Source organism: Vibrio marinisediminis, assembly GCF_014050145.1.
GTDB lineage: Bacteria > Pseudomonadota > Gammaproteobacteria > Enterobacterales > Vibrionaceae > Vibrio > Vibrio marinisediminis.
In genome coordinates, this window is sequence record NZ_JACFYF010000002.1 from 230907 (window position 1) to 241890 (window position 10984).

9 protein-coding genes are annotated in these 10984 nt (G+C 45.7%); 5 read left to right on the forward strand and 4 right to left on the reverse strand.

Annotated elements, in window-relative coordinates:
• Window positions 1-22: 22 nt before the first annotated feature.
• Both H2O73_RS05285 and pta read left to right on the forward strand, forming a co-directional pair.
• Window positions 23-1219 carry an acetate kinase gene (locus H2O73_RS05285; protein ID WP_182107347.1) on the forward strand — a complete coding sequence of 399 codons (1197 nt, stop codon included), beginning with the start codon at window positions 23-25 and terminating at the stop codon, window positions 1217-1219.
• Between the two features lie 141 nt (window positions 1220-1360).
• A complete protein-coding gene (gene pta, locus H2O73_RS05290) occupies window positions 1361-3523 on the forward strand; it encodes a phosphate acetyltransferase (protein WP_182107349.1) in 2163 nt (720 codons plus the stop codon).
• Between the two features lie 135 nt (window positions 3524-3658).
• Here pta and H2O73_RS05295 read toward each other — a convergent pair whose 3' ends face one another.
• Window positions 3659-4933, reverse strand: coding sequence for an MgtC/SapB family protein (locus tag H2O73_RS05295; protein ID WP_182107351.1), 1275 nt, complete (start codon window positions 4931-4933; stop codon window positions 3659-3661).
• 193 nt (window positions 4934-5126) lie between these two features.
• Between H2O73_RS05295 and H2O73_RS05300 the strand changes: the two genes are divergently transcribed.
• On the forward strand, window positions 5127-5378 hold the full coding sequence (locus H2O73_RS05300) for a DUF3081 domain-containing protein (protein WP_182107352.1): 252 nt from the start codon (window positions 5127-5129) through the stop codon (window positions 5376-5378).
• Between the two features lie 138 nt (window positions 5379-5516).
• On the opposite strand, the gene H2O73_RS05305 is transcribed toward H2O73_RS05300, so the two are convergent.
• Genes H2O73_RS05305 through H2O73_RS05315 form a run of 3 tightly spaced genes read right to left on the reverse strand, consistent with a single transcriptional unit; the run spans window position 5517 to window position 9435 of the window.
• Window positions 5517-6362: a DmsC/YnfH family molybdoenzyme membrane anchor subunit gene (locus tag H2O73_RS05305; protein WP_182107354.1), complete on the reverse strand. Its 846-nt coding sequence runs from the start codon at window positions 6360-6362 to the stop codon at window positions 5517-5519.
• A 1-nt stretch (window position 6363) separates the two neighbouring features.
• On the reverse strand, window positions 6364-6978 hold the full coding sequence (locus H2O73_RS05310) for a DMSO/selenate family reductase complex B subunit (protein ID WP_182107355.1): 615 nt from the start codon (window positions 6976-6978) through the stop codon (window positions 6364-6366).
• A 9-nt stretch (window positions 6979-6987) separates the two neighbouring features.
• Window positions 6988-9435 (reverse strand): DmsA/YnfE/YnfF family dimethyl sulfoxide reductase, encoded by a 2448-nt coding sequence (locus H2O73_RS05315; RefSeq protein WP_182107357.1) that lies wholly within the window; start codon window positions 9433-9435, stop codon window positions 6988-6990.
• A gap of 307 nt (window positions 9436-9742) precedes the next feature.
• On the opposite strand from H2O73_RS05315, the gene H2O73_RS05320 reads away from it, so the two are divergent.
• The gene (locus H2O73_RS05320) at window positions 9743-10327 is read left to right on the forward strand and encodes a molecular chaperone TorD family protein (RefSeq protein ID WP_182107359.1); all 585 of its coding nucleotides are present in this window, start codon (window positions 9743-9745) and stop codon (window positions 10325-10327) included.
• Window positions 10327-10866, forward strand: coding sequence for a ferredoxin-type protein NapF (locus H2O73_RS05325; RefSeq protein ID WP_182107361.1), 540 nt, complete (start codon window positions 10327-10329; stop codon window positions 10864-10866). The genes H2O73_RS05320 and H2O73_RS05325 overlap by 1 nt, the downstream gene beginning before the upstream one ends.
• The last annotated feature ends 118 nt before the right edge of the window (window positions 10867-10984 follow it).

Sequence of the window (10984 nt, forward strand, 5' to 3'; positions counted from 1 at the left end):
GACGATAAACAGGTAGTCATACATGTCTAAGCTAGTATTAGTTTTAAACTGTGGTAGTTCTTCTCTTAAATTTGCTGTTGTTGATGCAGAAACTGGTGCAGAGCACCTAACCGGTCTTGCTGAGTGTCTTGGTCTTCCAGAAGCTCGCATGAAGTGGAAACTTGATGGCAAGCACGAAGCTCAACTAGGTGAAGGCGCAGCTCACGTAGAAGCACTATCTTTCATGGTAGAAACTATTCTTGCTTCTAAGCCTGAGCTTAAAGCTAACCTTGGCGCTATCGGTCACCGTATCGTACACGGTGGCGAGCAGTTCACTCAATCAGCACTTATTACTGATGAAGTACTAAAAGGTATTCAAGACGCTGCGACTTTCGCACCTCTTCACAACCCAGCGCACCTTATCGGTATCGAAGCGGCTAAAGTAAACTTCCCTGGTCTACAAAACGTTGCTGTATTTGACACTGCGTTCCACCAAACAATGCCTGAAGAGTCTTTCCTATACGCTCTTCCATACAACCTATACAAAGAGCACGGTATCCGTCGTTACGGCATGCACGGTACTTCACACCTATTCATCACTCGTGAAGTTGCAGCTCTACTAGACAAGCCAGTTGAAGAAGTTAACATCATCAACTGTCACCTAGGTAACGGCGCATCTGTATGTGCTATCAAGAACGGTCAATCTGTAGATACTTCTATGGGTCTAACTCCTCTTGAAGGTCTAGTAATGGGTACTCGTTGTGGTGATATCGATCCTGCGATCATCTTCCACCTACATGACGCTCTAGGCTACTCTGTTGAGCAAATCAACAACATGCTAACTAAAGAGTCTGGTCTACTAGGTCTAACTGAAGTGACTTCTGACTGTCGTTTCGTTGAAGACAACTACGGTGAGAAAGAAGCTGCAACTCGTGCGATGGATGTATTCTGTCACCGCCTAGCTAAATACGTAGCGGGCTACACTGCTTCTCTAGAAGGTCGTCTAGACGCAATCACTTTCACTGGCGGTATCGGCGAAAACTCTGGTCCAATCCGTGAAATGGTTCTTAACCGTCTAGCTATCTTCGGCATCGAAGTAGACAGCGAAGCTAACCTTAAAGCACGTTTCGGCGGCGAAGGTACTATCACTTCAGCAAACAGCCGTATCCCAGCAATGGTTATCTCTACTAACGAAGAGTTGGTTATTGCAGAAGACACTGCTCGTCTAGCAGGTCTTTAATCGAATTAACTGGCTAGCCATTGGCTAGCCAGTTTTTCTTATGATGGAAGGTAACGGGGATACAAGCGTTTCTCTTACTTGATCCCACGCATGGAATGCATATTTAAGCTTTGATCACAATAGCAAAAGGTACCTATACGAATGTCTCGTACTATTATGCTTATCCCTACTAGCGCTGGTGTTGGTCTAACTAGCGTAAGCATGGGCGTACTTCGCGCGATGGAGCGCAAAGGCGTAAAAGTTTCTTTCTACAAGCCTATCGCACAGCCACGTAGTGGCGGTGACCAACCAGATCTAACTTCAACTATCGTTGGCTTTAACAGCGATATGAAGATTGGCGAATCAATGATGATGTCTGTTGCTGAACATATGATCGGCGCTGACAACATGGATGAGCTGCTAGAAACGGTTGTTGAACGTTACAACCAAATCAATAAAGATGCAGAAGTAACGCTAATCGAAGGTCTTGTACCTACTCGTAAACATCCATTCGCTAACCAAGTGAACGCGGAAATCGCGGCAACACTTGGCGCTGAAATTGTTCTAGTTGCAACGCCTGGCACAGATAACCCATCTCAGCTAAAAGAGCGTATCGAAGTAGCATGTTCTAACTTCGGCGGCACTAAGAACAAAAACATCTCAGGTGTTATCATCAACAAGCTAAATGCACCTGTTGATGATGCTGGTCGTACTCGTCCAGATCTTTCTGAAATCTTTGATGATGCAGATGTTGCGAGCCAAAACCAACTTGAAGTAATGCAGATCTTCAACACTAGCCCAATCCGCGTACTTGGTTGCGTGCCTTGGTCTATCGATCTAATTGCTACTCGTGCAATTGATATGGCACAGCACCTAAATGCTGACATCATCAATGAAGGTGACCTAAATACTCGTCGTATCAAGAGCATCACTTTCTGTGCACGTTCTCTACCGCACATGATTGAGCACTTCAAGCCAGGTTCTCTACTTGTTACTTCAGCAGACCGTCCAGACGTAATCGTTGCCGCTTCTCTAGCTGCAATGAACGGCGTTGAAATTGGTGCGATCCTGCTAACTGGCGGTTACGACATCCCTGCTGAAATCGCTGGTCTATGTAAGCCTGCATTTGATACTGGTCTTCCAATCTTCAAAGCACAAGGCAACACATGGCAAACTTCGCTGAACCTACAAAGCTTCAGCCTAGAAGTTCCAGCTGACGATAAAGAGCGTATTGAGTTCATCAACGATCACGTTGCAGGTCACATCGACGGCAACTGGATCGAGTCTATGACTGAAGGCACTCAAAAGTCTCGTCGTCTAAGCCCTCCAGCATTCCGTTACCAGCTAACTGAGTTTGCTCGTAAAGCGGCTAAGCGCATCGTTCTTCCAGAAGGTGATGAGCCACGTACAGTGAAAGCTGCTGCAATCTGTGCTGAGCGCGGTATCGCAGAATGTGTGCTTCTAGGTAACCCTGAAGAAATTCGTCGCGTTGCTGCACAGCAAGGTGTTGAGCTAGGTGCTGGCGTAACTATCATCGATTCTGATGCAGTTCGTGAAAACTACGTAGCTCGCCTAGTTGAACTACGTGGCGCGAAAGGTATGACTGAAGTTGTTGCTCGTGAGAAGCTACAAGATTCAGTATTCCTAGGCACAATGATGCTTGAGAACAACGAAGTTGACGGCCTAGTTTCTGGTGCTGTTCACACTACGGCGAACACTATCGTTCCTCCGTTCCAAATCATCAAAACTGCTCCTGATGCGTCTATCGTATCTTCTGTGTTCTTCATGCTGCTACCTGACCAAGTATTGGTTTACGGTGACTGTGCGATCAACCCAGATCCAACAGCAGAACAGCTTGCTGAAATCGCGATCCAATCTGCTGACTCTGCAGCGGCATTCGGTATCGAACCACGCGTAGCAATGATCTCTTACTCTACTGGTGAATCTGGTAAGGGTGCAGACGTTGATAAAGTACGTGAAGCAACCAAACTTGCTCAAGAGAAACGTCCTGATCTAATCATCGACGGTCCTCTACAGTACGACGCTGCTATCATGGAAAACGTTGCTGCTTCTAAAGCACCAAACTCTCCAGTAGCTGGTAAAGCAACTGTATTCGTATTCCCAGACCTAAACACTGGTAACACGACTTACAAAGCGGTACAACGTTCAGCAGACCTAGTTTCTATCGGTCCAATGCTGCAAGGTATGCGCAAGCCAGTAAATGACCTGTCTCGCGGTGCTCTAGTTGACGATATCGTGTACACAGTTGCTCTAACAGCAATTCAGGCAGATCAAGCTGACCAAGCTGAAAAAGCGGTTAACTAATTAATTGCTTCTGCATAAATACGAAACCCTCGCTCTGCGAGGGTTTTTTTATTTCCGAAGACAACGTTATTGCTTTACCTCATCATGGGTGAACTGCTTGAAAAGGAACGCAATCACCTCACAAGTCAGCAGGTCTTAATAGACGACAAGAAACATCACGACAGCTGATATCACGCAACCAATCATTACTGGCGCAACTTTAGACCAAAGCGCTTTGTCTCCTATCGCCACCACCATGCCCATTTTAACAATGGTATTGACTGACGCGGCGATCAAAATACCAATTGCCGCGGTGGTAACATCTAACATCTGCGTGCTTTGTCTACCTAGTGCCAAAGAAATCGCATCAACATCGGTAATACCTGAGACCGCAGCAAGAATCAGCGTACCAGCACTACCAAACCAATCAGACAGAGCATGAGAGAGCAGCATGATTGCCGCTAAAACAACGCCAAAAAAGAGAGCGGATTGCAATGCTAACGGATTCGATTTCTGATTTGGTTGTTCGACCGTACTGATATCACTTGTTCGCCATATCCACCAAGCAGGCAAATAGAGTGCAACCATCATGGTCAATACAATCGGCCACAGCAATTTAACCAATTGTGGGTTTATAACCGTCAAGACAATTAATAAACGCGGGAACATGGTGCCGCAACTGATCAATATTCCACTAGCAAGTAAAGGGCTAATACTAGGCTGCTCACGTGACAGGTGAGAAAACTGCAATGTTAACGCGGTTGAAGAGCTCAAGCCGGCAAAAACAGAAGTAAATAGAATGCCCCGCTTTGCCCCTCCAATCTTAATAGCGAAATAGCCAACAAAAGAGATGCTGGCAATCAATACGACCATCCACCAGATTTCATAGGGGTTTAGTGCACTCCACGGACCGTACGTTTGATTAGGCAGTAAAGGCAATAACACAATGGAGATAAGCAACAGCCTTAATGCCGCATCTAACTCGTACTCTTGCAGTTTTTGTAACGCTTGATGCAGCTCTTTTTTGTTATCCAACACCACGGCGGTGATCACAGCAGCCGCAGCCGCTAATACTGCTTCCCCCGTGACTGCTAATGTGCCAAGCACATAGGTCACAATCAAACTAACCACACCAGTAATGCTAATATCCTGACTCTTTTTTTGCTGAATCACGAACGCAATGCACGCGAGTAGCACTAAGGCAATGAGAGCAAAACCAATCAGCAGTGGTGAATAATGATGAGCGAGTATACCGACCAAACCACCCAATAAGCCAACAAGTGAAAAGGTGCGAATCCCGGCAACTCGGCTGCCCTCTTCGTTGTTTCGCATCACCCAACCGCGCTGTGTACCCACGATTGCGCCAAGCAGCAAAGCAATAAAGAGGTTCCAGATAGTGTGTTGCTCACTAACAAATGTACTTAATTCCATAGCCACCTCGCTGATTCACGCTGTTTCCTAAGGAAAAACTCTGTTGCTATAGACAGTTTAAGCCGTTCCACACAACGAACTGTGAATTAGTTAATAATTTATCTCAATGGAGAGAACGTAGTTCCGCTTTTGATTGGCATGTCACCCAATCATTAACCATACTTAATGTATGTGTTTTGGCGAGGAGATCACCATGAAAAATGAGCTGGATCCGGGAATTGTATTACAGGCGTATGAGTGTGTAATGAGTAACGGCACACCAACTGAATATGGCAAAATTTACGAGGGTGTTGAAGCGTTTTCAGATTATGACGGCTACAACGTTTTTATGCGAGGCAACGGCGTGGAACTTAAAGTCGGCTTCCATAACACTTATCACCTTGAATACGACCAAGAACACCTAAAAGATAGCTTTCTCAAAAAAGTAACGATGCTTGCTAAATAGCCCCTAGCACTCAAGCAGCAAGAGAAAGTTAACAAAAAGAAAAGCCCCAGCACTTTACGTGTCTGGGGCTTTGTCCTATAGGGAACTATTTAACGCTTTTATTTACCTATATGGGTCTTGCTTATGGGCTATGAGAGGTTACATACCCGCGGTAATGTGCATACCATAAAATACGCCACGACCAATCAATTCAGATCCCACAATCAGTACAAAAGCAACCAGCATTGGTGCAACTGTCATTTGAGTTCGGCGCACCAATGGTAGCAGCCACAGCGCAATACCAGCAGAAAGCAGCACTAAGCGCGTCGTTTGTAGCGATGTGTAATCAGGGACGACGGCTAATGCGCTTGTTACGCTGGTTTCAATCGCCCCAAGGTGCGTAGAAAGCTGCATAACAATAATCGCAACAGCAAACAGACCAACGAGACCAATGATTGGTAGCGCTTTATCTGTGCCAGCACTATCGTGCTTAGCCACCGCTAGAAGCAATTGCGCTAATGCCGCTCCGCTAACCACCATAGTGGCAACGAATGCTGCTGGAGTAAGGCTTGTGTACCAAGTAGGCACGGTATCAATCATGTATACCATTGCCATCGCGTACATAAACACAATACCAACGACCATCGCACCAATCATCAGACCTTTGCGAATCGCTTCACTGCCTTTATCTAGCACTGATAGCAACCAGAACAGACCACCTAAAGCGAAAAATACGCTACCGGAAGCAATCTCGTTAGACAGCCACGAGCTACCGACCATATTCAGTGCATTCATTGCACGCAATGGGCTACCTAAGTGCATAATAGATGCTAAGAAACCTAGCCCCATTACTGCCCAAAGACCGAACATTGCTTTATGAAGGCGCTCTTCAGCGCCTGTCGATAGCTGTTTTGTCAGCAACATTGTTGCTAACACTAAAAAAGCACCAACTGAAGTTTGAGCCAATACCGTAAAAACGATGAGCGGCCATTCATGCCATGCCATATTAGACCTCCTTCGGGTTAGCCAAGTAACCAGTGGTATCACCACATGGTCGAGCATGGCGGTTTGGTTTAATCACGATATTAGGTTGAGTCAGTGATGCTTTTGGCAATGGAGCCACTTCAGCATTGTCACCGTACTTCGCACGCAGTTCGTCAATTGGACCAAATTCTAGTGCACGCAATGGGCATGACTCGATACAAATTGGCTGTAGACCTTCCGCTACGCGCTCATAACAACCATCACACTTGGTCATGTGACCTTTTGCTGCGTTGTATTGTGGTGCGCCATAAGGACAAGCCATTGAGCAGTACTGACAACCAATGCATTTATCGGTATCAACCACAACGAAGCCATCTTCACGTTTATGCATTGCGCCACTTGGACACACTTTGGTACACGCAGGATTAGTACAGTGGTTACATGCCATCGATACGTAGTACGAGAACACGTCTTGACGCCAAGTACCGTTGTCTTCTACCCAGTTACCACCTGCGTATTCATATACACGACGGAAGTTAACGCCTACATCGAGATCTTTGTTGTCTTTACAAGAAAGCTGACAAGTTTTACAACCGGTGCACTTACTTGAATCAATATAAAAGCCGTATTGTTTCATGGTTTAACCTTATGCCTTCTTCACCAGTTGAACTTCCACTAAGTTTGTATGCTGAGGGTTACCCTTAGCCAGTGGGCTTGGACGATGCGTTGTCAGTACGTTAATACAGCCACCTTTGTCCACTTTGTTCTTATCTGGTGCATACCATGCCCCCTCACCGAGAGCGACAACTCCAGGTAGAATACGTGGCGTCACTTTAGCTGGAATATGCACTTCGCCACGATCGTTGAAGATACGAATTAAATCACCATTTTCGATACCGCGAGATTGCGCATCAATTGGGTTAATCCACATCTCTTGGCGAGCCGCCTCTTTGATAATATCAACGTTGCCATAAGTCGAGTGACAACGTGCTTTGTAGTGGAAACCCGTCAACTGTAGCGGGAAGCTTTCACGCTTCTTATCATCCCAACCATCAAACGTTGACACGTGGATAGGCAGCGGATGAATCACTTCGTCTTCTTTCAGTTCCCAGGTCGCAGCGATGTTTGCTAGGCGCTCAGAGTAGATCTCAATCTTGCCAGAAGGTGTACCAAGTGGGTTCTTCTCTGGGTCGTTACGGAAATCTTTGTAGGCCACAAAGTGACCATTTGGATCGCGACGCTTGTAGATACCCAGCTCACGCATGGTTTCAAAATCCGGTAGGGTTGGATCTTGCTCGCGAGTTAATGCATACAGATGACGTAACCAACCTTCTTGATCGCGCCCTTCAGTAAACTGCTCACCCACTCCCATACGGCTCGAGATTTCTGAACAGATCTCGTAGATGCCTTTAGCTTCAAATTGAGGCTCAATCGCTTTATCAGCAAAGATAAAGTAAGGCATATTCGCTGCTTTAGTATCCATACAGAAGTCAGCTTGCTCAGAGGTGGTTAAGTCTGGCAGTACGATATCGGCGTATTTCGCAGAAGATGTCATGTGGTTGTCGATAACAACGATCAATTCACACGCTTTGTCATCTTGCAAAATATCGTGAGTTTGGTTGATGTCTGAGTGTTGATTAATCAGACAGTTACCCGCGTAGTTCCAAATCATTTTAATTGGCACGCGCAGCTGTTCAACACCACGGATACCATCGCGAGTTGCTGTCATTTCAGTACCGCGTACAATCGCATCCGTCCATAAGAACATTGGAATTGACGCTTTAACTGGGTTTGATAGCGTTGGGAAGCGTACAAATGGGATGTTGTAATCCGATTCACGAGCACCCGTACCACCACCATTAATACCAACGTTACCAGTTAGCAACGCAAGCATCGCGATAGCGCGAGAAGCAATCTCACCGTTTGCGGTACGTTGTAAACCCCAACCTTGAAGAACCGCACAAGGTTTAGTTGAACCAATCTCACGAGCGGTCTTAATGATGGTATCGATTGGAATACCAGTGATTTTAGCTGCCCACTCAGGCGTTTTTTCAATGCCGTCAGGACCTTGACCAAGGATATAAGATTTGTAGTCACTCTTTGCAGGCGCTGACGCTGGCAACGTTTTCTCATCGTAACCAACACAGTATTTATCTAGGAATGGCTGATCAACCAAGTCTTCTTTGATCATCACGTAAGCCATTGCAGAAATAAATGCCGTATCAGTACCTGGACGGATCGGGATCCACTCATCTTCACGACCACCGGCTGTATCGGTGTAACGCGGGTCAATCATGATCATGCGCGCTTGAGAGCGCTCTTTAGATTCCATCAAATGGTGAATCAAACCACCACCAGACATACGTGTTTCAGCTGGGTTGTTACCAAATTGAACAATTAACTTGGTATTTTCTAGATCTGAGAATGAGTTGCCGTAAGCCCAGCCACCACCATATGTATAATCAAGACCCACAGTGATCTGAGCGGTCGAGTAATCACCATAGTGATTTAAGTAACCACCGCTTAGGTTCATCATGCGCGCAATCAAAGAGCCCGCAGGAGGCCATGACTTAGTCACTGTGCCGCCAAGCGTACCTGTACCGTAGTTTAGGTAGATAGCCTCATTACCATGATCTTTGATGATTCGCTTCATATTGTTAGCGATTTCATCGTACGCCTCTTCCCACGTAATGCGCTTAAACTTGCCTTCACCACGCTTACCAACACGCTTCATCGGGTATTTTAAGCGATCAGGGTTGTAAACACGGCGGCGCATAGAGCGACCACGTAAACAAGCACGAACTTGGTGATTGCCATAAACGTCATCACCCGTGTTATCTGTTTCTACCCATTTGATTTCACCATCAACAACGTGCATGCGTAGCGGGCAACGACTACCGCAGTTAACGGTACACGCACTCCAAACCACTTTTTCTTCTAGTGCTTCGTTGGTAGCAGCGGCTACAGGGCTAGATTTAAAAGGAAGTGAGATTGCACTGGCTGTCGCAGCCAGACCACCGACAGCGCTTGAAGACTTGATAAAATCACGTCTCGTCAGTCCACCGGTCATTAATGCTTTCAGTGTGTTTTTCATAGGACAACTTCTCATTGGTTGTGAGAAAAGACTCTTTGGTCTTTGCTGTCCTTCTTTTACCCCTTAAGTAGTAGGGTTAATATTGCGCTTAATCAACAATTTTCATGTGCCACTCGAAATATAACCCATTCAATTTCACAAATGAGATGTAGATCATATTTTTGAACTAGTTAACACTTTTTGAAATATTTAATAGAAATCGTTCGCATTATTAAATGATGGTCATTGCATTTATTTTTTGATTAAGCGCATTTCTTTGCTTTGATGAACTCGGTATTCTCATTAAAAACGCCACTAAGTTAAAACAATGCATAACGAATTTACGCTATTTCGCCTACTTGGCGGTCTCTTCTTCTATTCACCAAACTCAGAAAATGGCAAAACCATCCTCAGTGCATTTGCGTCACAAGATGACGAATTATTAAAAAGACTTGCTCTACTAACCGATGGTATCGACAGTGACGAGTTGGAAGCGGATTACTTCAACCTACTCCAAGGCAGTGGTGATATGCCATGCCCACCATGGGGCTCAACGTATTTAGATAAAGAGAATGCTCTTTTTGGCTCATCAACTATGGAGTATCGCGAGTTTACGCGTGCGCATGGTTTAGCTTGTGATACTGGCATGCGTGAACCTGAAGACCACATTGGTTTAATGCTGATGTTAGTATCGGTACTGCTCGAACAAGACAATCAAACCGCAGTCAACCAATTGTTATCTGAGCACCTAATGCCTTTCGCACCTTACATGCTAGAAGGTATGCAACGTCATGCGACTCAACCCTTTTACCAACAATTGGCGGCTTTCACGCTGGGCTGGTTGGAGTTTTACTGCGAAGAACATCAACTGACGGTTGCTGAGCGCCGTAACTACTGGCAAGAGAACGAATAATGAAGCCTGACAGTACTGAGTTAGTTCTTGAACTCGCTGAGATGAACAGCAGCCGCCGAGGCTTCTTTCGTGCAGTATCTCGTGGAGTCTCTCACTCAATGGAAGAATCCAAAGTAAGTGATGTGAATCCGGGTAGACCACTTGGTGCTGTCGAAGAAGCTCTGTTCTCACGCTTATGTAATCAATGTGGTGATTGCATTAACGCATGCCCACAAGGTGTATTAAGCATGGGCAGTAATGGTCCCATAATGGATTTGAGCCTGAATCACTGCACCTTCTGCCAGCAATGTATTTCTGCTTGCCAAACTCAAGCATTAAACACACTCAACACCACCGATACGGGTTGGCGACCAACCATAAACCAAAGTTGTAATGCACGCCTATTTGGTAACTGCCAAGAGTGTGTGGATGACTGCCCAAACCAAGCATTAACACTAGCGCCTAATAGTGTGCCGTCTCTTTCAGACAACTGTAACGGCTGTGGTGAATGCTTATCTAGCTGTTATATCGGTTCGATTACCTTAGTTGAAAAGCACTAATTATAAGGGTCTCAGGCGCATTCAAGCTCATCATGTAAACACGCATCAATACCAGACCGTCAGCCAATAGAAAAAGCCACCGCAAATGCGGTGGCTTTTCTTTTCCTTATTCTATCAA

Excerpts from the sequence above, each read along its gene's own strand:
- H2O73_RS05285 (WP_182107347.1), top strand. The coding sequence starts at position 23 with ATGTCTAAGCTAGTATTAGTTTTAAACTGTGGTAGTTCTTCTCTTAAA.
- pta (WP_182107349.1), top strand. The coding sequence starts at position 1,361 with ATGTCTCGTACTATTATGCTTATCCCTACTAGCGCTGGTGTTGGTCTA.
- H2O73_RS05295 (WP_182107351.1), bottom strand. The coding sequence starts at position 4,933 with ATGGAATTAAGTACATTTGTTAGTGAGCAACACACTATCTGGAACCTC.
- H2O73_RS05300 (WP_182107352.1), top strand. The coding sequence starts at position 5,127 with ATGAAAAATGAGCTGGATCCGGGAATTGTATTACAGGCGTATGAGTGT.
- H2O73_RS05305 (WP_182107354.1), bottom strand. The coding sequence starts at position 6,362 with ATGGCATGGCATGAATGGCCGCTCATCGTTTTTACGGTATTGGCTCAA.
- H2O73_RS05310 (WP_182107355.1), bottom strand. The coding sequence starts at position 6,978 with ATGAAACAATACGGCTTTTATATTGATTCAAGTAAGTGCACCGGTTGT.
- H2O73_RS05315 (WP_182107357.1), bottom strand. The coding sequence starts at position 9,435 with ATGAAAAACACACTGAAAGCATTAATGACCGGTGGACTGACGAGACGT.
- H2O73_RS05320 (WP_182107359.1), top strand. The coding sequence starts at position 9,743 with ATGCATAACGAATTTACGCTATTTCGCCTACTTGGCGGTCTCTTCTTC.
- H2O73_RS05325 (WP_182107361.1), top strand. The coding sequence starts at position 10,327 with ATGAAGCCTGACAGTACTGAGTTAGTTCTTGAACTCGCTGAGATGAAC.